The sequence below is a fragment of the Pantoea sp. FN0305 genome (genome assembly GCF_050113845.1).
GTDB classification, from domain to species: domain Bacteria; phylum Pseudomonadota; class Gammaproteobacteria; order Enterobacterales; family Enterobacteriaceae; genus Mixta; species Mixta alhagi.
Genome location: NZ_JBNJSN010000003.1, coordinates 256,274 through 281,839 on the forward strand (window position 1 = coordinate 256,274; position 25,566 = coordinate 281,839).

General features: G+C 53.0%; 20 protein-coding genes and 1 tRNA gene. 8 read left to right on the forward strand and 13 right to left on the reverse strand.

Features of this window, described 5'->3' with window-relative positions; translation table 11 throughout:
* Positions 1-8: 8 nt before the first annotated feature.
* The 9 genes from dppC to ACQE3Y_RS08225 all read right to left on the reverse strand — a co-directional run bounded on the left by dppC (position 9) and on the right by ACQE3Y_RS08225 (position 9,162).
* Complete coding sequence (dppC, locus tag ACQE3Y_RS08185; RefSeq protein ID WP_426981386.1) at positions 9-911, reverse strand: dipeptide ABC transporter permease DppC; 903 nt, start codon at positions 909-911, stop codon at positions 9-11.
* A gap of 9 nt (positions 912-920) precedes the next feature.
* Positions 921-1,940, reverse strand: a complete 1,020-nt coding sequence (gene dppB, locus ACQE3Y_RS08190; RefSeq protein WP_426981388.1) for a dipeptide ABC transporter permease DppB — start codon at positions 1,938-1,940, stop codon at positions 921-923.
* Positions 1,941-2,175: 235 nt separating this feature from the next.
* On the reverse strand, positions 2,176-3,786 hold the full coding sequence (gene dppA, locus ACQE3Y_RS08195; RefSeq protein ID WP_426973899.1) for a dipeptide ABC transporter periplasmic-binding protein DppA: 1,611 nt from the start codon (positions 3,784-3,786) through the stop codon (positions 2,176-2,178).
* Between the two features lie 654 nt (positions 3,787-4,440).
* Entirely contained in the window at positions 4,441-4,923 is a 483-nt protein-coding gene (locus tag ACQE3Y_RS08200; protein WP_426981390.1) for a lysozyme inhibitor LprI family protein, read from the reverse strand.
* Positions 4,908-5,840, reverse strand: a complete 933-nt coding sequence (locus ACQE3Y_RS08205) for a peptidoglycan-binding protein (RefSeq protein WP_426981392.1) — start codon at positions 5,838-5,840, stop codon at positions 4,908-4,910. Before ACQE3Y_RS08205 ends, ACQE3Y_RS08200 begins: the two co-directional genes overlap by 16 nt.
* Before the next feature lie 157 nt (positions 5,841-5,997).
* A tRNA-Pro gene (locus ACQE3Y_RS08210) sits at positions 5,998-6,074 on the reverse strand.
* 107 nt (positions 6,075-6,181) lie between these two features.
* The gene (gene eptB / locus ACQE3Y_RS08215; protein ID WP_426981394.1) at positions 6,182-7,873 is read right to left on the reverse strand and encodes a kdo(2)-lipid A phosphoethanolamine 7''-transferase; all 1,692 of its coding nucleotides are present in this window, start codon (positions 7,871-7,873) and stop codon (positions 6,182-6,184) included.
* A gap of 288 nt (positions 7,874-8,161) precedes the next feature.
* Positions 8,162-8,590, reverse strand: coding sequence for an organic hydroperoxide resistance protein (locus ACQE3Y_RS08220; protein WP_426973895.1), 429 nt, complete (start codon positions 8,588-8,590; stop codon positions 8,162-8,164).
* A 113-nt stretch (positions 8,591-8,703) separates the two neighbouring features.
* Positions 8,704-9,162, reverse strand: coding sequence for a MarR family winged helix-turn-helix transcriptional regulator (locus tag ACQE3Y_RS08225; protein WP_426981396.1), 459 nt, complete (start codon positions 9,160-9,162; stop codon positions 8,704-8,706).
* A 66-nt stretch (positions 9,163-9,228) separates the two neighbouring features.
* Here ACQE3Y_RS08225 and ACQE3Y_RS08230 point away from each other — a divergent pair, with 66 nt between their 5' ends.
* Together ACQE3Y_RS08230 and ACQE3Y_RS08235 are read left to right on the forward strand one after the other, a co-directional pair.
* Positions 9,229-9,813 carry an HD domain-containing protein gene (locus tag ACQE3Y_RS08230; RefSeq protein ID WP_426973893.1) on the forward strand — a complete coding sequence of 195 codons (585 nt, stop codon included), beginning with the start codon at positions 9,229-9,231 and terminating at the stop codon, positions 9,811-9,813.
* A 249-nt stretch (positions 9,814-10,062) separates the two neighbouring features.
* Positions 10,063-13,176 (forward strand): hypothetical protein, encoded by a 3,114-nt coding sequence (locus tag ACQE3Y_RS08235; protein WP_426981397.1) that lies wholly within the window; start codon positions 10,063-10,065, stop codon positions 13,174-13,176.
* 52 nt (positions 13,177-13,228) lie between these two features.
* Here the strand turns inward: ACQE3Y_RS08235 and ACQE3Y_RS08240 are convergent, their stop codons facing one another.
* The gene (locus ACQE3Y_RS08240; protein ID WP_426973891.1) at positions 13,229-13,525 is read right to left on the reverse strand and encodes an HTH-type transcriptional regulator; all 297 of its coding nucleotides are present in this window, start codon (positions 13,523-13,525) and stop codon (positions 13,229-13,231) included.
* Between the two features lie 415 nt (positions 13,526-13,940).
* On the opposite strand from ACQE3Y_RS08240, the gene ACQE3Y_RS08245 reads away from it, so the two are divergent.
* The 5 genes from ACQE3Y_RS08245 (at position 13,941) to ACQE3Y_RS08265 (ending at position 19,239) form a co-directional block, all read left to right on the forward strand.
* Entirely contained in the window at positions 13,941-14,657 is a 717-nt protein-coding gene (locus tag ACQE3Y_RS08245) for a DUF3053 domain-containing protein (RefSeq protein WP_426973890.1), read from the forward strand.
* Between the two features lie 409 nt (positions 14,658-15,066).
* Positions 15,067-16,986: a PTS mannitol transporter subunit IICBA gene (locus tag ACQE3Y_RS08250; RefSeq protein ID WP_426973889.1), complete on the forward strand. Its 1,920-nt coding sequence runs from the start codon at positions 15,067-15,069 to the stop codon at positions 16,984-16,986.
* 66 nt (positions 16,987-17,052) lie between these two features.
* The gene (mtlD, locus tag ACQE3Y_RS08255; RefSeq protein ID WP_426981398.1) at positions 17,053-18,201 is read left to right on the forward strand and encodes a mannitol-1-phosphate 5-dehydrogenase; all 1,149 of its coding nucleotides are present in this window, start codon (positions 17,053-17,055) and stop codon (positions 18,199-18,201) included.
* A gap of 68 nt (positions 18,202-18,269) precedes the next feature.
* Positions 18,270-18,815 (forward strand): mannitol operon repressor MtlR, encoded by a 546-nt coding sequence (mtlR, locus tag ACQE3Y_RS08260; RefSeq protein ID WP_426973887.1) that lies wholly within the window; start codon positions 18,270-18,272, stop codon positions 18,813-18,815.
* A gap of 61 nt (positions 18,816-18,876) precedes the next feature.
* Entirely contained in the window at positions 18,877-19,239 is a 363-nt protein-coding gene (locus tag ACQE3Y_RS08265; protein WP_085068923.1) for a YibL family ribosome-associated protein, read from the forward strand.
* A 34-nt stretch (positions 19,240-19,273) separates the two neighbouring features.
* Here ACQE3Y_RS08265 and ACQE3Y_RS08270 read toward each other — a convergent pair whose 3' ends face one another.
* The 3 genes from ACQE3Y_RS08270 to fdhD all read right to left on the reverse strand — a co-directional run bounded on the left by ACQE3Y_RS08270 (position 19,274) and on the right by fdhD (position 22,088).
* On the reverse strand, positions 19,274-20,209 hold the full coding sequence (locus ACQE3Y_RS08270; protein WP_426973886.1) for a VirK/YbjX family protein: 936 nt from the start codon (positions 20,207-20,209) through the stop codon (positions 19,274-19,276).
* A 211-nt stretch (positions 20,210-20,420) separates the two neighbouring features.
* On the reverse strand, positions 20,421-21,038 hold the full coding sequence (gene sodA, locus ACQE3Y_RS08275; protein ID WP_426981400.1) for a superoxide dismutase [Mn]: 618 nt from the start codon (positions 21,036-21,038) through the stop codon (positions 20,421-20,423).
* A 246-nt stretch (positions 21,039-21,284) separates the two neighbouring features.
* Positions 21,285-22,088, reverse strand: a complete 804-nt coding sequence (gene fdhD / locus ACQE3Y_RS08280) for a formate dehydrogenase accessory sulfurtransferase FdhD (RefSeq protein ID WP_426974074.1) — start codon at positions 22,086-22,088, stop codon at positions 21,285-21,287.
* Between the two features lie 419 nt (positions 22,089-22,507).
* On the opposite strand from fdhD, the gene fdnG reads away from it, so the two are divergent.
* Positions 22,508-25,558: a formate dehydrogenase-N subunit alpha gene (fdnG, locus tag ACQE3Y_RS08285; protein WP_426981401.1), complete on the forward strand. Its 3,051-nt coding sequence runs from the start codon at positions 22,508-22,510 to the stop codon at positions 25,556-25,558.
* Positions 25,559-25,566: the final 8 nt, after the last annotated feature.

A 25,566-nucleotide genomic window follows, 5' to 3' on the forward strand; every position in this document is an offset into this window, starting at 1 on the left:
GTGCCTCTTTACTGCTTGAGTTTCGGGTCGAGCGCATCACGCAAGCCATCGCCCATCAGGTTAAATGCCAGTACCGTCAGCAGGATCACCAGTCCAGGAAAGGTGACCACCCACCAGGCACTCTGCGCATACTGCAGAACGTCGGAGAGCATGGTGCCCCACTCCGGCGTCGGCGGCTGCGCACCCATACCGAGAAAGCCCAGCGCGGCCATATCCAGGATCGCGTTGGAGAAGCCCAATGACGCCTGCACAATCAGCGGTGCCAGGCAGTTAGGCAGAATGTTAATAAACATCTGGCGAATGGCACCGGCCCCGGCTACACGGGAAGCGGTGACATAGTCGCGGTTGATTTCCACCAGCACCGCAGCGCGGGTCAGACGAATATAGTGCGGCAGCGCAACAAAGGTCAGCGCCAGCGAAGCGTTAACAATCGACGGGCCGAAAATTGCCACCAGCACCAGCGCCAGCAGCAGGCTTGGCAACGCCAGCATAATATCGACCAGACGCATAATGGTGGCATCCACCGCTCCGCCAACGTAGCCCGCCAGCAGACCGAGGATCACCCCAAGGATCAGCGACAGCACCACCACCAGACAGCCCACCAGCAGCGACAGCCGCGCGCCGTACATCAGGCGCGACAGTACATCGCGGCCCACGTCATCAGTACCGAGGAGATATTGCCAGCTGCCGCCCTCCTGCCATACCGGCGGACGCAGCAACGCGTCACGGAACTGCTCCGCCGGGCCATGCGGCGCCAGCAGATCGGCAAATACCGCAAGTGTCACCATAATCACAATATAGACCAGGCCGACGACCGCGCCCTTATTGCGTTTAAAATAGTGCCAGAACTCCTGAAAAGGGGTCATCGGCACGGGTGCAGCGCTGACGCCGCCCGGATTTACAACAGACATAGCGCCCCCTTATTTTTTATGTCGAATGCGCGGATTTACCACGCCATAGAGCACATCAACCAGCAGGTTAACCAGAATAATTAGCGTGGCGACCATCAATACGCCGCCCTGCACCACCGGATAATCGCGGCGCTGTAAGGCCTCAATCAGCCAGCGCCCCAGGCCCGGCCAGGAGAAGATAGTCTCGGTCAGGATCGCGCCCGCCAGCAGCGTACCGATTTGCAGTCCGATAACGGTAACCACCGGCAGCATCGCGTTGCGCAGCGCGTGGACGATAATTACCCGCATCCGCGTCAACCCTTTGGCGCGGGCGGTACGAATATAATCTTCGCCCAGCACTTCCAGCATTGATGAGCGAGTCATGCGTACAATTACCGCCAGCGGGATGGTGCCCAGCACGATAGCGGGCAGGATCATATGCATCACCGCGTCATGGAAATCGCCCGGCTCGCCCCAAATCAACGTATCAATCAGAACAAAGCCGGTCAGCGGCTGCGTATCATCAAGGAACACCGCATCGCCTAATCGTCCTGATACCGGCGTCAGGTCAAGCTGCACCGATACCAGCATAATCAGCATGATGCCCCACCAAAAAATCGGCATCGAATAGCCGGTCAGCGAGATGCCCACAGCGGTATGGTCGAATATGGAGCCGCGTTTTACCGCTGCCAGCACGCCAACCGGGATACCAATAGCGACGGCAAACAGCATGGCGCAAATGCCCAGCTCCAGCGTAGCCTTGAAGCGCGGCACAAATTCATCCCATACCGGCGTACGGCTTTTCAGGGAGATGCCGAGGTCGCCGTGCAGCACGCCATTGATGTAGGTGAGATATTGTTTCCACAGCGGCTGATCCAGCCCCAGTTGGGCCATAAGCTGTGCGTGACGTTCAGGGGAGATCCCGCGTTCGCCGGCCATGATCAGTACCGGATCGCCGGGGATCAAGTGTACAAAAGCGAACGTTAACAGGGTAATACCGATAAACGTTGGGATCACCAGACCCAAACGTCGGAATATGAACTGCAGCATAATCCGGTTTCTCTATTTTTATCCCACCGCTCAGGGCGGGTTTTTGCTCACATCCTGCGCTGGCGTGAAGCCAGCCGCGACGCAATAGATTGCGCCTTAGCCATTTTTTTCGTCCGGGAAAGAGGATGAAAACGCTTCAGCCTGCAGACATCGCCGTCGGGCCATCGCTACCCGTAAAATCACCGGCAGCGACAGCAACGTAATTTATCGGGCCAGACGCTGCCGGCCCGGTAGATTATTCAGCGATATCAACGTTTACGAAGTAGTGGCCGCCCAGTGGATCCACCACGTAGTTGGACACTTTTTTACTTACCGGCTCATAGACCGTGGAGTGGGCGATAATCAGCGCAGGCGCCTGATCGTGCATTACCACCTGAGCCTGCTTGTAAAGCTGAATACGCTTTTCATGATCGTCCGTGGCGCGGGCTGGCTGAATCAGGTCCTCAAACGACTTATCGCACCAGCGCGAGTAGTTAGAACCATCTTTTGCCGCCGCGCAGCTGAACAGCGTGGCGAAGAAGTTATCTGGATCCCCGTTGTCGCCGGTCCAGCCCATCATTACCGTCTGGTGCTCACCATCTTTGGCGCGCTTCAGATATTCACCCCACTCATAGGTCACGATTTTGGCTTTTACGCCGATTTTCGCCCAGTCGGACTGGATCATTTCGGCCATACGGCGCGCATTCGGGTTGTAAGGACGCTGTACCGGCATCGCCCACAGGTCGATAGCAAAACCATCGGCCATGCCTGCTTCTTTCAGCAGCGCTTTGGCTTTAACCGGATCGTAGGAGTAATCCTGCACCGCATCGTTATAGCCCCACATGGTCGGCGGGATCAGGTTTTTCGCTGGCTGACCGGCACCCTGATAAACGGCCTCAATGATTGCGTTTTTGTTTACCGCCATGGTCAACGCCTGACGCACTTTCAGGTTATCCAGCGGTTTTTTCTCGACGTTAAACGAGAGATAGCCAACGTTCAGACCTGGCTGCTCCATCAGGTTGATGTTCTTATCCTGCTTCATGCGGGCAATATCCGCCGGGTTCGGGTAAGGCATAACATGGCACTCGCCTTTTTGCAGTTTGGCGTAGCGCACCGAAGCATCCGGCGTAATAGAAAACACTAAACGATCGACTTTCGGCCTGGTGCCCCAGTATTCGGCGTTGGCTTTGTACAGGATGCGTGAGTCTTTTTGATACTGCAGCAGCTGGAACGGGCCGGTACCAACAGGATTGAGGTCGACTTTTTCCGGCGTACCCGCCTGCATCATCTTGTCAGCATATTCTGCTGAGAGAATAGAGGCGAAATCCATCCCAAGGTCGGCCAGGAAAGGTGCTTCCTGACGGGTCAGCGTAAAGCGCACGGTATAGTCATCAACCTTCTCAACTTTGCTGATCAGGTTGGGCATGTCCATGCCTTCGAAGTATTCGTAGTTACCGCCAGAGACGCCGTGATATTTGTTGTTTTTATCAAGCTGACGCTCAAAGGTGAATATCACGTCATCTGCATTAAAATCGCGGGTGGGTTTGAAATCTTTAGTGGTGTGCCACTTCACGCCTTTACGCAGGTGGAAAGTATAGGTTTTGCCATCTTCGCTAATGTCCCACTTTTCGGCCAGCGCCGGATGCAGCTCGGTAGTACCGATAGTGAACTCCACCAGACGGTTATAAACCTGGCGGGAGCTGGCATCATAAGTGGTACCGGAGGTGAACAGCTGCGGGTTAAAACCTTCTGGCGATCCTTCTGAACAATAAACCAGAGTCTTTGCCTGAACGCTAACGGCAACGGTCATCGCCATCAGGCTCAGGCCGACCTTTAGCACCCCTGATTTAGCCAAGGAAATACTCATGCTTATGCTCCAATATGTGATGTGTGTTGTGCGCGTATGCCCGGCCTGTGTTTTTTTTGTGCGGCCGGTGCGAGTTGCCCGAAGGCAACAGGAGATAAGGGGTGGCGGGTGGTTCTGATAGCATGAAATCTATCAGAAGAATCTGCTTCCCTTACTCCAGTGAAACATCAATTTGTCAACAGAATGAAAGAACGTCAATACAGATATGAGGTATTTACACAGAGTGTGAGAAACAGCAAGCAAACATAAAAAAAACCATCCGATAACAAAACCAGTTGGAAAGTTTATTGCAAAGCCGTTTAACCCTATAAACGTCGGGTGAAAAATGCGCCAGCCAGTAGGTTTAACCGCAAAAAAACGATTAAAATTTATCGTTGAACGCTGCATAACTGAACGATTAGCGAGCTGTTCAGTCAAAGAGCTAGCTAAAAATGCTGCGATATCGGCACAAGAAAACGGCAATATGCAATCTTCGGCCATAAGTTATGCGTAGAGCGAATTAAGCATAGAAGCCAGATGTGACGGTGAGCGAAAGGATAAAAGCGCGATTAATGCTGGTTTTCCTGCGCTGGTGGCGCCTGAGGGGCAAAAGAGGAAGTTATGGCCTGAGCGCGCGTCATAACTTTAGATAATGGTCCGGGAAATGGCATAAAACTATCGGTTCTCTAATTCCGGATGATAAAGCATGTTGATTTCATCAATTCGACGCTGATTCATGGTTATTATGCATGAGATTCTTATATCTCCCGCAGCACTTGCCCATGAGCCGGGTAACGATGCTTCGGCAGAGCATAATTCATCTCTCGATTCCTGCCATTTTTTTTGCGATAAGCTGAATCGTTGCCAAAAGACATCTTTTATTTCTATTCCAGTACCTTCTGTATCATCAAGCAACCATGGATTATCATAATTTTGATATATATATGCCTTTAATTTTTTCTCTTCCTTTTTAAGTGCATTATTGGAATCCTCAAAAACCCTGCGCTTACAATCTTCCTGACCATTTTCAACGGCATTACGTGGTAACGAAAAACAATAAGAAAAACCTTTATCAAACGGCATTGTTGCATTGACGGCATTGTTAAAAAACAAAAAAACTATAGCTATACCGGCAGAACAACTTATAAAAGATGGCATATTCTTTTCCTTTCCTTCTCATATTTCATGTATAAATCGCTTTTTTCAATCGAAGCAATCAACTCCTTCCTGTTGTTTGTCGCCGCCGCCTTAGTTAACTTTTTTATATTATCGACACCCTGATAAACGATATCAATATAAACATCTTTTATTTTTTGGTCCATTGCATCCCAGCTAATCGCATCAGGGATAATCTGTAGCTTCTGGGTATATCTAATATAATAGCCTTTAGCCAAGCTGATATATCTGGGATAAACTATCTCAAACAGCTGAATCTGCTGCTGATGGGTAATCTCTCCAACCATTGGGCCAAACACCGTGACAAACTGCTGCGCCGTCCTGCCGCTCAGGCCTGCCGCACGGGAACAGATCACCGCCTTATGCTCTTCCAGTCCAGCCTGACGCAACATACTGTAGGCTTCGCCTGTGCTACGCAGTTTCATATCAAACCCCCGTCCTAACGTGACACCGGAATCCCCTCCCGGCCAGTGCAGCACACGTGAAAACCAGGGGGCTGGCGTTGCCCGGTATGGCACCGTCGCGGTGTTGTAGTCCAGCCCTTCGTTATCAAAGGTGAACTGTCCCTGACTCACCCGCAGTAAACCGCCTGGATGATGCGGCTGGTTATCGGGCGACATCGCTTTTAACGCATCCATAAAGTAGATGGAAACAGGCGTAACCAATCCGGAAGGTGAAAGATTCAGCAGGCGCTGATACCAGCGGATCGCTTCTAAAGTCTGCTGGCCGCAAACGCCATCAATAGCCAGCCTGCGTCCAGTGGCGAGCCGGTAACCGGCATTCATCACCATACGCTGTAGCTTTTTCACTTCACTGGGTTGATTGGTGCCGCAGGTTCCAACTGATGTAAACAGGCGATTGGGATGCAGCACCATGGGGTCATGATATTTCCTGCTCATTGAAATCCTTTTTCAGAACACAAAAAGGCGTTATCGCAGAGCGAGGAAACCAGAAACGTGACGGGGAAAAAAAAGCCGTGGTTTTGAGCCAGGTCTTATAAAGATCGCTGCCCTGAAACGCAAAAACCCCAGTCATTGCTGACTGGGGCTGGGAATTTGGTCGGCGAGAGAGGATTTGAACCTCCGACCCACACGTCCCGAACGTGTTGCGCTACCAGGCTGCGCTACTCGCCGATGGGGGCGCATCTTACTGAGGTCGCCGTCAGGCGTCAATGACTTTTTCATGCAGCGCGCATCAACTGCATGAAAAGCATTCACTCAGGCGGGGTGCGCCCTGCGGGTTAACTTTTGCTGCTCGTTACGGTCGCAGGAGCCTGACACCAGTTATTCGCCGCCTTGATCCCGCCATCCGGCGAGGTATAACCCAGACAGCCAAGAATGGTATCGAAGAACTCAACGTGACGATGGGTTTTCCCAATGCGCTGCTGTGCCTGCAAACGTTCAAAAGCCTGCTTATTGTGCGCATCGGCCAGATATTTATCAGAGGCCCAGACAATCATTGGTACGCGGAACTGCTCCGGCGGTGCCATCTCGCGCGGCGTACCATGCAGATGCATATTGTCGCTGATCGACTCCCCGTGATCGGAAGCGTAAAACACAATCGCTTTCTTATCACGCAGCTGATCATAAACGCTGTCCAGCACGGTATCGGTATAAAGCACGGAATTATCAAAGGCGTTAATTAGCTGGGCTTTGCTGCACTCCTCATCCACGCCCATACATTCTGGCGTATAGCGTGCGTAGCTACGCGGATAGCGCTGCGAATAGAGATAGTGCGAACCTTTGGTATGCAGCACCACCAGATGTTTGCCGTTGGGATGACGATCGAGCGAGGCTTTCAGCTCCGGGATCAGCAGCATATCGTCCACTGCCTTGCCCTGGTTACGCGGTTCTGAGCCAATCTGCTCGCGAAAAGCGAAGTTATCGACATGGGTATTATCGTAAAACCAGACTTCGCTCTGCATGGCGAACAGCTCTGAACTGAAGCCCAGCGATTTCAATACGGCGAAGATATTCTCTTCTTTCAGCGTCCGACCAGGGTTATCCATGGTGCCGCCTTCACGAACAAACATGCAGCGCAGCGAGAGCTTGGTAGCGGTATCGCAGGACTCACCGCGAAAAGCCACCAGATTTTTTTCATGGGAAAGCTTAGGGGTGGTGTCGCGCTCATAGCCCAGCAGCCCCATGTGATCCCAGCGGGTGGTTTCGCCAATCACAAACACCACGTAAGTATCATCAATACCGGGCGGGGCCACGTAGGTGAATTTTTTCGCCGGATCGAGCAGCTCTTGCCCGTCAACGGTTTCGTCGATGCGCGTCCAGGCAAACAGACCCAGCGCCGACAGCCAGTTAGAGGGTAAATAAGAGTGCGCCACCACGCCGCCATAGCTGGGCAGATCGATGTTAGTGATCTCTTCGTTGGCTTTTTGCAGCTTGTCAAAATAGCGAATCGGCAGCCAGACCAGCGCGACCGCCAGCAGCATAATCGCTATCGGCCTGATCCGCTGACCGGGCGTTTTAAGCTGTTCGATTAATGTCAGGCGCAGCCGGTTACGCCAGATCATCAGCAGCGGTAACGCGCTGACCAGCACCATCCACAGAACAAACTGATAGCCCACCACTTCTTTAGAGAGATCGGTATCGGTGGTCATCACTGAAGCGATGATACCGTAGCCAATCACCACATTAAAAAAGGCCATATAGTAACCGGCGGCCACGGAAAACAGCACCAGCATGGTAGCCAGGATACGGTAAAAAAGTTTTCCGCCCAGCGACAGCAAACGCATCAGGAAGAAAGTGAGCAAAACGATAGCAACGACTTCTGCCGCCGCTGATAGCCAGTCAGAAAAAGTAGACTTGCTGAGGAAAGGATCAAACCGACGATAAAATATGGGGAGATTCAGTAAAATACCAATGTAGAGTGACAGCAAAAGAGAGAGTTTTTGCTGAGTAAGTGATTTTATATAATTCATTCGACCTTCTATATTCCCGGCGTAGCAGTTACTTTACGAGCATTCTTCAGACCGCTTCGTTGCGCCAGAGTTCTCACCGGTAATCGCAATATTCATTTTGTGTGATGAACAAGAGGATTCTGAACGGAAAAAGGAACCTTTTCCGGTGAAGCGCTGCCAGTTAACCACAATTAGCCGACCGGATCAGCGAAATTTCGCCATCGTAACCAGAAAGCACACCCTTAATAGACGGGAATTAGCGGCAAATAAAAGAGCGAACGCGCAAAAAGTGGCGTTCGCCAGGCTGTATTAGTTGATGATATTTAGAGTGACATCGATGTTATTGCGGGTCGCATTCGAGTAAGGGCAAACGATATGCGCGGCGTCCACCAGCTTTTGCGCTTCTGCCTGATCCATACCCGGCAGATGGATATTCAGCGTGACTTCAATACCAAAACCGGTCGGCAACGGGCCAATACCTACTTCGCCTTCGATAAAAGCCTCTTTCGGCATATTGATTTTATCGCGCGCGGCCACAAACTTCATCGCGCCGAGGAAACAGGCGGAGTAACCTGCCGCAAACAGCTGTTCCGGGTTAGTCGCTTCGCCGCCTGCGCCGCCCATCTCTTTGGGTACGCCCAGTTTTACGTCCAGCACGCCGTCAGAAGAGGTAGCGCGACCGTCACGTCCGCCCGTTGCCTTTGCTTTTGCCTGATAAACGACTTTTTCTAATGACATAGATAACCCTCTGGTTGGTTTATTCGCTATTAAATCGCGAGCTATTTAATAAGCCCGGCATTATAGATCTTAGTTGCTTCCACTACCGTTGTCAGTGGCTGAAAAGTAGACGGCTAACGGATGAGACTATCGCGCAGCCTGTTCAACTGTGCTTTCATATCCTGTAGCGTCGCGACATCACACTCCGCAGCACAGACTACCGCTTCAGGAATGCTTAATGCTTTTGCGTGCAGCGCCCGCCCCGCTTCGGTTAAGGTGACCACCACCTGGCGTTCATCCTGTCTCGAACGCTGGCGCAGTACCAGCCCTGCCGCTTCCAGCCTTTTTAACAGCGGCGTCAGCGTGGCGGAATCCAGAAACAGGCGCTCGCCAATGTCGGAAACCGTAATATCATCCCGCTCCCATAGCACCAGCATCACCAGATATTGTGGATAGGTAATATCAAGCTGCGTCAGCAGCTGCCGGTAAAGCTTGTGCATCGCCAGATTGGCGGAATAGAGCGCAAAACAGAGCTGGCTATCCAGCGACAGTAGCGCACCCGAAGCTTTTTTGTCATCTTGATGTTTACTCATGCGTGACAAGTTAAATAGTACACTACATAATTGCAAGCGATATTTAAACCAGGCCAGGAGGGTAAGATGCAATCACTGGAAGAACAGGCAAGACGCTATGCCACCGAAGTGCACGCCGCAGCCGGACAACGCCGCAAATATACCGATGAACCCTATATTGTTCATCCAGCGGCGGTAGTAGAGCTGGTGCGCAGCGTTACGGATAATGAACATATGCTGGCCGCCGCCTGGCTGCATGACACTGTGGAAGATACCGGCACTACGCTTGCGGATATTGAACGGCAATTTGGCGCTGAGGTCGCTACGCTGGTCGGCATGTTGACCGACAGCAGCCAGCCGCAGGCAAAAAATCGGGCAGCGCGTAAAGTGGCGCATTTTCGTCATACTGCCGACGCCGCGCCGGACGCACAAACCATTAAGCTGGCAGATATCATTGATAACACGCGCGCTATCGTGCAGTACGACCCCGATTTCGCACGCATTTATCTGGTGGAAAAACAGGTGCAGATCGGCTTGCTACAGCAGGGTGACGCCACGCTTTGGCAGCAGGCGAAGGTGACAATAGAACAAGGCATGGCGCAGCTGCGCGAAAAGCCTTACAACGTGCCGGAAGCCTGGTTTACTCGTCAGGCGGCAAAATATGTGCTCTGACCATCATGCTGAGGCAATTCTGATAATCGCGCTGCGTCAGTGGTTCCAGTGATAAATAAAGTGCGGTCACTTTTCTGATTAAAAAACAACCAGTGCAGAGTGACCCTTGTGATTATCAACGGAATTATTTTTTGACTTAAGCCGTTATATCAGACGTTTATGCCAGCAAAAAAGCGTGCTTGCTGGCAGATGCTTGATTATATCTGATATCGCTCGTTCCTCCTCAACCCTGCATACGAGACGATAATCATGAGCAAAAAACCCTGCCTTACTATTAATCCTCTGTTTGAAGACGGCTTCTCTGCCACCTCCCCCGCTGACTATTACGCCTTCGCCAATCTCTCTGGCACCGCGCGCAATGTAGAAAGCGGCAATTACGTTCAGGTTACCCTTAACGGCCAGACTTATCAGGGTCTGGTGGATAAAAATGGCGAATGGCGTATTCCCCTGTCGCCCTCAACGATTACCAACCTGATTAATGTTGATCCCAGCGTCACTCACGATCTGGTGGTCAGCGTGACCAACAACCAGGGCTACGCCACCGAGCAAATCCGTAAGGTGTCGGTTGTTGATATGTTAGATGGCCGCGCGGCGGGTATCGCCATTAGCCCTATTGCCGGGAATGATGAACTGATCGGACGGGAAAAGATGCACGGCCAGGTGATCTCCGGCCTGACGGAGCGGGTAGCGGAAGGCGAGATGGTGACCATCACGCTGGAGGGAAAAAGCTGGCAAGTGCCGGTAGATGCCAACGGCGCATGGAGCAGCGTGCTCACGCCAGAAATGATGAAAGACCTGACGCCCGGCGAGCATACCCTTACTGTTAGCGCACCGAGTATTTATGGCGACAGCTACAGCAGCGACGAGCGCACCTTTACCGTAACCAACGAAAAAGGTACCTCGTATGCGGCAGAGATTAACGTCAACAGTATCACTGGCGATGATCTGCTGACGGCAATTGAGCAGCAAAGCAGTCTGATCGTCAGCGGCACCACCGCCAATGTAGCCAGCGGTAAAGAGGTTTGGGTACAGCTCGGAGACGATATCTATGCCGCAACGGTAAAAAATAATCACTGGCAGGCGGAGATCCCGGCCAGCGATCTGGCGGAGCTGAATAATGGCCCTGCCACGCTGATCGCCTGGGTAAAAGATCTACGCGAAACCGCCACCACGGTACGCGAATTTACCGTCGGTGAATCATTAACCATGCCGTATATCACGCTCGATGTGCCTTACAACAACTTTGACGCCGATGACATCCAGTGGGCGCTGCTAACAGAAGTGCTGTCCGGTCATGTCACTAACGTCGCGGCTGGCAGCTACCTGAATATCACCTTTGGCGATCTGCGCTATCAGGCGCGGATAGATGAAAATGGCGACTGGCGTTTGCCGGTTGCCCCTGACGATCTGTTATCACAGCCAACTGGTGAGATACCGCTGGTACTGAGCATCACCAATGCACAGGGCGAAACCGCTGAACTCAGCAAAACCATCTATTTTAGCGGCATCGATACCGGCAGCGAAACCAGAGTGGTGATTAATCCTGTCTCCGGCGATGACATCATCAACGCACGCGAAAAACAGACGGAGCTGACCATCACCGGGGATAGTTTAAATGTGCCAGCCGGACAATTGGTTGAGTTACGCTTCCCCGATGCGCTGGGCAATAACGCCTTTTTCGGTATTGTTGATCAAACGGGCGAATGGCGCGTTTCTCTCTCTGCCGATGATTTGAAAAATTTACCGGCGGGTGCGCTACGCATAGAAGTCACGGTTCCGGGTTCAACCCTCAACGGCGGCCCGCTGACTGGCGAGCACTGGGTCACTATCGAACCGGGCAACGCCACAGAAAACGTTGCCTCCCTGACGATTGATTCGCTGGAAGATTATAGCCGTCTGACGCTTGACCAACTGAGCGGCCTGGTGGTCAGCGGCAGTGCTACCAACATCTCCGACGGCAGTGAAGTCTGGCTACAGCTGGGCGACTGGGCCTGGACCGGGGAAGTACATCAGGGTCAATGGCAGGTCACGATCCCGGCAGATAAAGTCCCTGAGCTACGTACCGGCGGCGTTATTTTTGAAGCCACGGTGCGGAACAACGCCAACGGCGACAGCGCTGACGATACGGTTTACATTAATCTCGATCCGGCGGTGCCACCTGACGGCCCTTATGTGCGGCTTGATGCAGTTTGGGGCGATGATGTCATTATCCGTACCGACGATATCCGACCAGATTATCTGATTACCGGTACTTTTACCGGCAACGACTGGAGCGATATTAACCTGACGTTAAACGGCAAAAGCTATAGCGCACAGGTAACCAACGGTAGCTGGATGGTCTGGATCCCGGATCAGGATATTCGCGCCCTGCCCGATGGCGAGGTTCCGATAAAGGTACAGTGGGGCGAGCTAAGCGACACCAGCACCCTGACGCTGAATACCGATACCGACGCGCCGCTATTTGGCGCTACTCTGGATACGGTAGACGGACAAAATCTGATCACCTCTTTCGAGGTTTATGACAAGGGTTTGACCCTTAGCGGCGGTGTGCTGGACGCCAGCGCCGCGCCGCTGGGCACGCGCGTAAACATAGAGTTCCATAGCAAGCACTATCAAACCACGCTGACGGGCGATGACACTAATCCACGCTGGAGCCTGACGATCCCCGCCGAAGATATGCAGGCGCTGGACAGCTATGATGCACAAATCGTTCGCGTCACGCTGGGCGAGGCGGGGCAACACAATGTGGTTACTGCCCGAAATCTGGAATTTACCGAGGATGAAGGTAGCAGAGCCTATACCCCGCAAATGCTGATAAACCCGCTGGGCGACGACATTATCGACCAGAGCGAAGTGGACAGCGTACAGGTGCTCAGCGGCACCAGCCTTTATTTTTGGACCGGTCAACAGGTTGTAGTTACCCTGGATAATTTACGCTGGGAGACCACCACTGACAGCAGCGGTCACTGGAAAGTGGCCATTCCGGCAGGCGAGCTGGCGGGCATTGCCGACGGCGAGCATCGCTTAGAGGCGGGCATCTATTTCAACGATCCCGATAGCGGCGAATGGGCCATCGCCAATGAAACGTCGCTGACGTTCAATACCGGCACGTCTGACGCCATGCTATCGGCGAAGACCTTAACGCTGGCCGACCTCGGACTGGATCAGGGGCTTGTGGAGGACGCATCGCACAGGGAAAGTACATCATTACCCGATGACGCGCTGACATCTGCTGGTTTTGTGTTGCCAGCGGCAACCGGCGATCTCTGGGCGATAGCTGAACGGGCAGAGCTTGATACAACATCATATCTCATCCCTCCCACCGCACCTCAGACAGATCCGCTGATTCATCATCCCGTCTGAGCGTCAGGCATAAAAAACCCGCCATCAGGCGGGTTTTCAACGTTCTGTGCATTCAGTCAAGCAGCTGTCGCCCCAGATAAGGATTGGAGTGCAGCAGTTGCATCAGCTTTTGGGCGCTACCTGATGGGCGGGTGCGTCTCGCTTCCCAGCTTTTCACTGAAGAGACGCTCACGCCCATCACGCGGGCAAATTCATCAATTTTCATACCGGTCATTTCGCGCAGGCGTTGTGGTTCTGGCACTGAAACCGTTTTTTCTTGCTGCGCTACAGGGGCACCAACGACATTCCGTGTTAATACAATTTGTTCAAGACTGCTAAGTAACTCAACCATGGGGTCTTTTACTTCCATAGCAAACTCCTAAAACTCACTTTGAACAACGTGAAGGAAAACAGAGATAAGAACCTGAAGCCCAGGCTCAGAATGCCGGTTTGTTGCATAAATGAAGGGGTCAGAACTGTGCAACATCAATCGGGAATTTAATTATTAGATGATTCCTGGGGTTTTGCCGCCCAATTTTAAAAAATTTTTTGATCTTGCTGGCGGCTTTTAGCCGTGCCGCCAGTTAGCGCCTTACCAGGCCTGCATTCTGCTTAAAAAGAGTTATCACAAACACGAAATCGCTAACTTCACGATAATTCGTGATTAATTCATTCTTCCCCATATTCAGCCTAATCGCATTGATCTATGCTTTAGACACCTTAAAAAGGCGGCGAGATGCGGCCTTATTAAACAGTGAGTTTGTTAATTTACAGGAGTAAACGCTATGGCGACCGGAGTTTCCCGCGGCTGGACGCGTCTGTGGCTGCCGTTGGCAGCAGTACTGGTCATCCTGCAGCTTACCGGCTGCGGTGATAAAGAGGGTGAACAGCGCAAGGCCTTTAGTGATTTTTTACAGAATACCGTCATGCGCAGCGGCGAACATTTGCCTGCGCTGAGTGAGGATCAAAAACAGCGCTTTGGTAATTACGCCAGCGATTACGCCATTATTTATGGCTTTTCACAACAGATAAACAAAGCGGTGGACCAGGGTCTGCGTCCGGTAGTGGACGAGCTGTCCGCGCTGCGTGTTCCGCAGGATTATCTGACGCGCCGCGATGCGCTGCGTCAGGCAAGCGGTACGCTGAGCGTGCTGGCGCAGCAGCTGCAAAACGCGAAAAGCCAGGCGGACAGCAGCAAAGCCGCGCTGAAACAGCCTGACGATCTGAAGTCAATTTACGATCGCGCCTATACCCAGGTCGTTACACAACCGGCAGCTACCCTGCAGCCGCTGCTGCCAGCGCTGCAATCGCTGAGTCAGGATGTGGTGCAGGCAGGTGATTTTCTGCAACAGCAGGGAACGCGCGTTTCCTTTAATGATAACGGTGTGCAGTTCCCTACCCAGGAGCAGGCCAGCCAGTACAATACGTTAATGAGCAACGTATCATCGAAAGCGCAGGCGCTGACGCAGGCGCAAAACGCCGTACAGAATGGGCTACGGTAAAAACCACAGCGGGTGCCCTATACATTTCGGCACCCGCATTTCGGTCCAGGCAAAAGTGTGATCTGCCGCATTTTTATCCAAAAGTTTATTGTGATCAATATCACAATTTAGAAACAAACTAACAGCAATAAACTGTGATCTTAATCACATAAACCCGCGTGAGTGCGGTGATTATTTCAGCATAGCGCTTTTCAGGAAGCCTCTTTATGTGATCCTACTCACGAAAAACGCCCTTTTCCCTCCCCCAAAAGCGTGATCTCTCTCACATCAGGTGGCTCACTACGCAGCGTCATAAACGCGTGCTAGAGTCCGCCTGCATACAGTAATTCGACGGCTCCCCGCCGAAGCATCTTAACAAAATCACGCGCTCTCTTATTTGTCAGCGCGTAACAATAAGGGGTGTGTTTTTATGTCCTCATCAGTCAAGGTCAAGGTTCAAAGCTTTGGTCGCTTTCTGAGTAATATGGTGATGCCCAATATCGGTGCGTTTATCGCCTGGGGTATCATCACCGCGCTATTTATTCCTACCGGTTGGTTACCTAACGAAACGTTAGCGAAACTGGTTGGCCCGATGATTACCTACCTGCTACCACTGCTGATCGGTTATACCGGTGGCCGCCTGGTAGGCGGCGATCGCGGCGGCGTAGTTGGCGCTATCACCACCATGGGCGTGATCGTTGGTGCCGATATGCCGATGTTCCTTGGTGCCATGATTGCCGGTCCGCTGGGCGGCTGGGCGATCAAAGCCTTTGACCGCGCGGTAGAGGGTAAAATTAAAAGCGGCTTCGAGATGTTGGTTAACAACTTCTCCGCCGGCATTATCGGCATGCTGCTGGCTATTCTGGCGTTTCTCGCCATTGGTCCGCTGGTGGAAGGTCTCTCCCGTATTCTTGCCGCTGGCGTGAATGTCATGGTGCAGAACAACCTGCTGCCGTTGACCTCTATCTTTGTGGAACCGGCGAAAATTCTGTTCCTGAATAACGCCATTAACCACGGTATCTTCTCGCCGCTGGGCATTCAGCAGGCCAGCGAAGCCGGGAAATCCATATTCTTCCTGATTGAAGCGAACCCGGGTCCGGGCATGGGCGTGCTGATGGCCTATATGTTCTTTGGTCGAGGCAATGCGAAACAGTCTGCTGGCGGAGCGGCCATTATTCACTTCCTGGGCGGCATCCACGAAATCTACTTCCCGTATGTGCTGATGGCGCCGCGCCTGCTGCTGGCGGTGATCCTCGGCGGTATGGCCGGCGTCTTCACCCTGACGCTGCTCAACGGCGGCCTGGTCTCTCCGGCTTCCCCGGGTTCGATCCTTGCCGTCCTGGCGATGACGCCAAAAGGGGCCTACTTCGCCAACATCGCCGCTATTCTGGCTGCTTTCGCCGTCTCCTTTGTGGTGTCCGCAATTCTGCTGAAAACCAGCAAAGTCAAAGACGAAGACGATATCGAAGCGGCAACCCGCCGTATGCAGGATATGAAAGCGCAGTCTAAAGGTCAGGCGGGTGCGCCTGCTGCTGCCGCGATGAACGGCGATCTGAGCCACGTGCGTAAAATCATCGTTGCCTGCGATGCCGGTATGGGTTCCAGCGCGATGGGCGCCGGCGTGCTGCGTAAGAAAGTGCAGGATGCCGGGCTGACGCAGATTTCCGTCACCAATACCGCCATCAATGCCCTGCCGGGCGATGTTGACCTGGTGATCACCCACCGCGACCTGACCGAGCGCGCCATGCGCCAGGCACCGCACGCACAGCATATTTCGTTGAATAACTTCCTCGACAGCGGTCTGTACAGCGATTTAACCGCACGTCTGGTAGAAGCGCAGCGCAGTGCCAGCCATCGTGAAAAGGTAACGGCTACCCTGAGCGACAGCTACGACACCAGCAACGAACATCTGTTTAAGCTGGGTGCCAGCAACGTTTTCCTTGGTCAACACGCCGCCAACAAAGAAGAGGCGATCCGCTTTGCCGGTGAGCAGCTGGTGAAAGGCGGTTATGTTGAGCCGGAATATGTCGATGCGATGCTGGAACGTGAGAAACTGACGCCAACCTATCTGGGCGAATCCATTGCGGTGCCGCACGGAACGGTTGAAGCGAAAGATCGCGTGCTGAAAACCGGCGTGGTGTTCTGCCAGTATCCGCAGGGCGTACGCTTCGGCGAAGAAGAAGAAGATATCGCCCGCCTGGTGATTGGTATTGCCGCCCGTAACAACGAGCATATCCAGGTTATCACCAGCCTGACCAACGCGCTGGATGATGAAAGCGTCATTGAGCGTCTGGCCAACACCACCAGCGTGCAGGAAGTGCTGGATCTGCTAACCGGTCAGCCCGCCTGATCGCTTACTTAAATTAAGGGGCCACGTCGGCCCCTTACCCTTTTCTTGTTTAAAGGTTTAGCAACGATGAAAGCATTACATTTCGGTGCCGGTAATATCGGTCGTGGATTTATCGGCAAGCTGCTGGCAGACGCCGGTATTGAACTGATTTTCGCCGACGTGAACCAGGCCGTGCTTGATGCGCTGAACGCGCGCCACCAGTATCCGGTTCACGTTGTCGGTGAACAGGCGCAGGTAGAGATGGTCACCGGCGTTAGCGCGGTAAATAGTACCAGCGATGAGGTAATCGCCCTGATTGCCGAGGTTGATATCGTTACCACGGCGGTTGGCCCACAGATTCTGGAGCGCATCGCTGGCAGTATCGCGCGCGGCCTGGCCAAACGCAGTGATAGCGCTAATTCCCGCCCGTTAAATATTATCGCCTGTGAAAATATGGTGCGTGGCACCAGCCAGCTAAAACAGCATGTGCTGGCCGCCCTGCCGGAAAATCTTCACGCCTGGGTTGAGCAGCACGTCGGCTTTGTCGATTCTGCCGTAGACCGTATCGTGCCGCCGGGCGAAGCGGGCAGCAACGATCCGCTGGCGGTTACTGTCGAAACCTTTAGCGAATGGATTGTGGATAAAACCCAGTTCAAAGGCGAGTTACCCACCATCCCGGGCATGGAACTCACCGATAACCTGATGGCGTTTGTTGAGCGTAAGCTCTTTACCCTGAACACCGGTCACGCGATTACCGCTTACCTGGGACAGCTGGCCGGGCATCAAACCATTCGCGACGCTATCCTCGATCCGGCGGTACGCGCAGTGGTTAAAGGTGCGATGCAGGAGAGCGGCGCAGTATTGATCAAACGCTACGGTTTTGACCCGGAGAAACATGCCGCCTATATCGACAAGATCCTGGGCCGCTTTGAAAACCCTTACCTGAAAGATGACGTAGAGCGCGTTGGTCGTCAGCCGCTGCGTAAGCTCAGCGCCGGTGACCGTTTGATCAAGCCTACGCTGGGCACGCTGGAGTATCAGCTACCGCACGATAATCTGGTGAAAGGCATCGCTGCCGCCATGCATTATCGCAGCGCGCAGGATCCGCAGGCGCAGGAGCTGGAAGCACTATTGAAATCAGCGGGTCCGCAGGCTGCGCTGGCACAGGTTTCCGGTCTTGATATTAATAGCGAAGTGGTTGCCGCGGTGGTTAAGGCCTATGCTGCAATGCCATAATGCGCACGCTGCCGATGCGGTTTAACGGCGAGCAACGAGGGCACAGCCAGGCTGTGCCCGCGCGCAGAATGATAAATGTACAGGCAACAATGGAAGAGAAGCAGGCTTTTGAAAATCAGGTGCTGGAGCGCCTGAATGCCGGACGCTCGGTAAGAAGCTTCCTGATTGCCGCCGTCGAGCTGTTGACCGAGGCGGTCAATCTGCTGGTGCTTCAGGTGTTTCGCAAGGATGACTATGCGGTGAAATATGCCGTCGAGCCGCTGCTATTCGGTAATGGCCCGCTGGGCGAGATGTCAGTCAGGCTGAAGCTGATTTACGGCCTGGGCGTGATTAGTCGCCAGGAGTATGAAGACTGCGAGCTGTTGATGGCGCTGCGTGAAGAGCTGAACCATGACCACAGCGACTACCGTTTTAGCGATGATGAGATTCTGGGACCCTTCAGCGAGCTGCACTGCGTCAGCGCCTGGCCGCCCCGCCCTGACTTCTCTGCCGATGACGAGCAGCTGCGTGCCATGCAGCAACAGCGTTATCAACAGGTGCTGCGTTCAACCATGGTGCTTTCGCTGACCGAGTTGATCTCCCGCATCAGCATGAAGCAGGCCTTTAAAAAGTAGCCCCGCGTCCCGCACGCTTTTCGTGTATCCTATCGGTTATTCATCAGTACAGGTAATCGTCATGAAAGAGCAGGAAAAAGCCGAAATCAAGCGCCTCAGCGATCTGCTGGATGCGCTCAATCGTAAAGAGCCGATGTTACTGGAATCGGGCGATGCGGAGAAACTCGGCGCGCTGCTGAAAGAAAAAGAAGCGCTGGTCAAAGAGATCGAACGTCTGCGCGACGTGCGTGACCAGAAGCTGAGCAAAGAAGCACAGAAGCTGCAAAAATTGCCTTTCAGCCGGGCTATCACCAAAAAAGAACAGGCAAATATGGGCGCGCTGAAAAAAAGCGTGCGCGGCCTGGTGGTGGTGCACCCAATGACCGCGCTGGGTAAAGAGATGGGTTTGGAAGAGATGACGGGCTTCGCGCCTAAAGCTTTCTGAGTCTGCAGGCCGGGATTAAGCCCGGCCTGATGCCTTACCCGGCCACAACCTGCGCCAGCTGCTGCTCCAGCGCATCCATAAACTCATAGCGCCGACGGTACTCCGCGCGTTTTTTACTGGCGATCTCTTCCAGCGGTTTACGCGGCATCGCCAGCGGCAGCTGGTACAGACCATTCGGCAGCGCCTCCCCATTTAACGACAGCCAAAATTCACTGTAACTGGCGTGAAACACCTCTTTTTTGCTGTGGCGATAGCGCAGGCTGCGAAAAACATGCGTATTATCCCCTACCGCCTGAATCTGTTTAATTTGGCAGCGCCCGGCCAGGTAAAACAGCGTTTCCATTAATACGCGTTTAGGGAACAGGCCGTGGCTGGCTTTCGTGGCCTCGCGGATCATATCGGCATTTACCGTTTTACGGGGTCCCTGTAATCCCCCAATTAATATTGCTCGCTGCCCTTGCTGTTCAATAAACGAAAAAGAGAGCGAGGCAAGGGTCACCGCGTTATAGAGCAGTACCAGTGTTATTTCGCCTTCCCGATCGTAACGCCCGGTACTGCAAACAATATCAAACTGCTCATTATTTTTACCCTGCAGGCGCGCCATGGTTTGATCAACCGGCGACAGGAACAGCTGATATAACGTATGCGGCAACTGCTGTAGGGTACGGTAATGCGCCAACAGCGCCTGCGCCCGCTGTTTCACACTAAATAGCGAGCAAAGGTAAGGGCGATGGATCTTCGCTGGCAGCAATCCCTGAATAAGCAGAGCCTGACGCATGGCCGGCAGTTCAGCCATCTGCTCCATATAGGAAAAAGTGGTTACGGGATAAGCCAGCGAACGCAGTAAAAACTTCAGCCGAAAGCGTGGGCATTCCCAGAGTTTATTTGGCTTAAATTTCCCGAAGCTTAGCTGGAAAAACAGTGACCCCATCGACAGTCCGGGCGTCGGGTTCTCAGTAATAGTTGACATAATATTTATCAGAATGGATGAACTATATGGCGATATTACGGCAGCGAAGATAAACAGGACGTTAATGCGCTAATAGATTTAGCAAGCAGGAGAGTTTATTTAATAACAATACGGAGGTTAGAATATGACTAAACACAAATTAATAAGATACTCTCTAAATAAAACCGGCAGGCCTTAGCCCACCGGTTCTTTACTCGATCGTAGCCTGCGCTTATTTTGCGTTAGCAAAACGTGCCGCAGCTTCGTCCCAGTTCACTACATTCCAGAATGCTTTGATGTAGTCAGGACGTTTGTTCTGATATTTCAGGTAGTAAGCGTGTTCCCATACGTCCAGCCCCAGAATCGGGTAGCCGGAAGCGCCGGAAATAGCTTCGCCCATCAGCGGGCTGTCCTGGTTAGCAGTAGAAACCACCGCCAGCTTGTCGCCTTTTATCACCAGCCACGCCCAGCCGGAGCCAAAACGGGTTGCCGCTGCTTTTTCAAACTCTTCCTGGAATTTCTCAACGCTGCCGAAATCTTTTTCAATCGCAGCTTTCAGCTCGCCCTGCAGAGTCGTGCCGGTTTTCAGACCTTTCCAGAACAGGCTGTGATTGTAGTGGCCGCCCGCGTTGTTGCGCAGTACGGTTTTTTTCTCTGCCGGAACCTGATCCAGTTTGGTGATCAGCTCATCAACCGGCAGGTCAGCGAACTCGGTGCCTTCCAGCGCTGCGTTAGCGTTGTTAACGTAGGTCTGGTGATGTTTAGTGTGATGGATTTCCATCGTCTGCTTGTCGAAATGCGGTTCCAGTGCGTCGTATGCGTAAGGCAAGGATGGCAGTGAATAACTCATGTTCATCATCTCCATTTATTGTAGGAGCGGCACTTTTTAGTTGTAAGCACCGCGTAAGCAGTTGGATCATTATAGTTAAATTAATGATCGGGAAAAGGATTATCAATGCCCCTCTCTTTATAAGGTTATAACAGATATCACTTACGCGTGCGTGGACCGAACAACGAATATGAACGGAATATAACTGCCGTGCAGATTACGGGCAGTTATATCTGCATTTCAGCAGAATGAGCTTTGTCTTATATTTTAATCCTGCGACCATGTCAGCCGCTGAGGATGCGTATAAACCGTTGCACGGCCTGGCTTGCTGAAACCCACCAGCGTCAAATTACTGCGTTCGGCGACGTCCACCGCCAGTTTGGTGGCCGCTGAGACGGCAAACAAAATTTCCACGCCGCACATGGCTGATTTCTGCACCATTTCATAACTGGCGCGGCTGGAAACCAGTGCCGCCCCACGAGCCCATCCCCGACGGCTGCGGTAACCCAGCAGCTTATCCAGCGCAACGTGACGACCTACATCCTCACAACCGCCGGTCAGATCGCCGGCATCTCCAATCCATGCCGCCGCATGGGTACAGCCGGTCAGCTGTCCGACCGGCTGAAAATCTTTTAGCTGGCGCAATGCATTATCCAGCAAGCGCAAATCAAACTTCTGTGTAAACGGCAGCGGCTGGATCGGTTTCCCGATCTCATTAAGCTGTTCAACGCCGCATACGCCGCAGCCGGTGCGCCCGGCCATTGCCCGACGCTGGGCCTTCAGCGCCATAAAGCGGCGGCTGGAAAGCTCTATTTGTACCTCGATTCCGTTACAGCCGGGCACTACATCCATGCCGTAAATCTCTTCCGGCGCGGCGATAATGCCTTCCGATAAGGAAAAACCCAGCGCAAACGCTTCAAGATCTTTTGGCGTGCTCATCATAACAACATGTGAAATGCCGTTATACACCAGCGCCACCGGCACTTCCTCGGCCAGCCAGTCACCGCGTGATTCCGCCAGCGCATCGCGCTGCCATACCTGTACTTCGCTTACGCCGGTAAGAGGCGTTATCGTCCCGACATTTTGTTGATCTTCAGATTTCAATTTACGTCTACCCGATTGCCACAACCACACAGGCTAAGGTGTAACCTTAAGCCGCACAGCGTGTGAATTTTGTGCCGCAATTCTGAACCTGCCGCCTGCGCATGGCAAAAAAATCGCTACACATAAAATGCGAATAACGTAACCGTATCCCTTTAATTAAAATATCCACGTCAAAGCGACGCCCTTAAAAGGTCGGAAAATTCACATCACCGTTAATTAATTTAATCAAACCTTTAAATTGAACAATTTAAGCGATATACCTCTTTATAATTAACCGTTTAAAAAACGATAACAATATAGTTACTTATTGACGCTCATCAAAAAAATTAGCCTGAAGAGTGTTATTTTTTGGGGCTCCGGCAATGTTTTGAGCAAAAAATAATACTATGCATATTAACAGACGCAGTTTTTTTAAAATCTGTGCGGGTGGCATGGCAGGGACAACTCTAACATTATTAGGCTTTACGCCCTCTGCTGCCCTCGCAAACGTGAGAGAATATAAATTGCTTCGGGCAAAGGAAACCCGAAATAACTGTACTTATTGTTCCGTTGGCTGCGGCATGCTGATTTATAGCCGAGGCGACGGTGCTAAAAACGCCGTTTCCTCTATTTACCATATTGAAGGCGATCCCGATCATCCGGTCAGCCGGGGCTCGCTCTGCCCGAAAGGGGCCGGCGTTCTGGATTATATCCATAGCGAACAGCGGCTTAAATACCCTGAATACCGCGCGCCAGGCAGCGATAAATGGCAGCGTATCAGTTGGGAAGAGGCGTTCGATCGTATTGCCCGGCTGATGAAGGCCGACCGTGATGCTAACTTCCAGCAAAAGAATGCGCAAGGCACAACGGTAAACCGCTGGACCACAACCGGCATGCTCTGCTCCTCCGCCGCCAGTAACGAAACAGGCCTACTCGATCATAAATTCGCCCGTGCTTTAGGCATCGTCGCGCTGGAAAACCAGGCGCGCCTCTGTCACGGCCCAACGGTATCGGCTCTGGCTCCCAGCTTTGGCCGGGGCGCGATGACCAATAACTGGAATGACATCAAAAACGCCAATGTTGTGATGATTATGGGCGGCAACCCGGCGGAAGCCCATCCGGTGGGATTTAAATGGGTTATTGAAGCCAAAACCCATAATAAAGCCAAAGTTATCGTGGTCGATCCGCGCTTTAACCGTTCGGCGGCGGTAGCGGATATGTATGCTCCACTGCGCGCGGGCAGCGACGTGGCCTTTCTGATGGGCGTGGTTAATTATCTGCTGGAGCATAACCAAATCCAGCACGAATATGTTAAAGCCTATACCAATGCCTCACTGATCGTCAGCGAAGGCTACCGCTTTGAAGAGGGCCTGTTCAGCGGCTACGATGAAGCGTCGCAGCAATATGATAAAAGCAGCTGGCATTATGAACTGGACGCAAACGGCGAGGCCAGGCGTGACAATACGTTCACGCATCCACGCTGTGTACTGAACCTGCTGAAAAAACATGCCAGCCGCTATACGCCGAAAATGGTCAGCCGCCTGTGCGGAACATCGCAGGAAGCGTTTCTCACCATTTGCCAGACGCTGGCCAGCACCAGCGTGCCCAACCGCACCGCCACCATTCTCTACGCGCTGGGCTGGACGCACCACACCAACGGCGCGCAAATCATCCGCACCGCTGCGATTATCCAGCTGCTGTTGGGTAACATTGGCATGCCGGGCGGCGGTATTAACGCGCTTCGCGGCCACTCAAATGTCCAGGGCTATACCGATCTCGGCCTGCTGGCGCAAAGCCTGCCGGGCTACTTGCCGCTGCCTTCTGAAAAGCAAACCACGCTCTCTCACTATTTGCAGCAGGCGACGCCCGTTTCTCCACTGCCCGGCCAGGTTAACTACTGGCAGAACACCGATAAGTTTTTTGTCAGCCTAATGAAAAGCTTTTACGGCGATAACGCCACGGCGGATAACCAGTGGGGTTACGACTGGCTGCCCAAGTGGGACAAAAGCTATGACTGCATGGCGCAGGCAGAGATGATGGAACAGGGGAAATTCAACGGCTATATCATTCAGGGCTTTAACCCGCTGGCTGCCTTCCCCAATAAAAACAAAGCGTTCCGGGCCTTATCTCGCCTGAAATATATGGTGGTTATCGATCCGCTCAGCACCGAAACGGCCAGCTTCTGGCAGCACCACGGTGAATTTAACGATGTCGATCCTGCCAAAATCCAGACAGAAGTGTTCCGTCTGCCCTCCTCCTGCTTTGCAGAGGAGAACGGCTCGGTAGCGAACTCTTCCCGCTGGCTACAGTGGCACTGGGCCGCCGCCGAGCCACCGGCGGAAGCGCTGCACGACGGTAAAATTCTGGGCAACATCTTCCTGCGCCTGCGCGAACTTTATCGTCAGGAAGGCGGCACCGCGCCGGAACCGTTACTGGCAATGAACTGGAACTATACCGATCCTGCCAACCCGGAACCGGAAGAGGTAGCGCGTGAAAGCAATGGTCAGGCGCTGACCGATATTTATGATGATAACGGCAAGCTGCTGCTGAAAAAGGGCCAACAACTTAACTCCTTTGCTGAACTGCGCAATGACGGCACCACCGCCAGCGCCTGCTGGATCTATACCGGTAGCTGGACCCCGGAAGGCAACCAGATGGCGCGGCGTGATAATGCCGATCCTTCCGGTCTGGGCGCAATCTCCGGCTGGGCATGGGCATGGCCCGCTAACCGCCGCATTCTGTATAACCGCGCCTCCGCCGATCCACAGGGTAAAGCCTGGGACCCGGAACGTAAGCTGATTGAATGGAATGGGCAGCGCTGGCAGGGCTACGACGTGCCCGATTATCCGTTAACCTCGCCGCCAGAAAAACAGGTTGGGCCGTTTATTATGCTGCCGGACGGCATGGGGCATCTGTTTGCGCTGGATAAGCTGGCCGATGGCCCTTTCCCAGAGCATTATGAGCCGATGGAAAGCCCTACCGGCACCAACCCGTTGCACCCAACTCAGGTCCACAGCCCGGTAGTACGTATTTTCCAGCGCGATGCCGATACGCTGGGACAAGCTGATAAATTCCCTTATGTAGCAACCACCTACTCGATTACCGAGTTGTTCCGCCACTGGACCAAGCATGCGCTGTTAAACGCTATCGCTCAGCCTGAGCAGTTTGTTGAAATCGGCGTTGAGCTGGCGGCCGATAAAGGCATTAAGGCTGGCGATGAGATCAAAATCAGCTCACAGCGTGGCTATATCAAAGCCAAAGCGGTGGTGACCAAACGCCTGCGTCGTTTGACCATTAACGATAAGCAGGTGGATACCGTCGGCATACCTTGCCATTGGGGCTTTGAAGGCGCGACAAAAAAAGGCTTCCTGGCCAATACCCTGACGCCGTCAGTTGGCGATGCCAATTCACAAACGCCTGAATACAAAGGCTTTCTGGTTAACGTGGAAAAGGTGTAAGGGAGAAC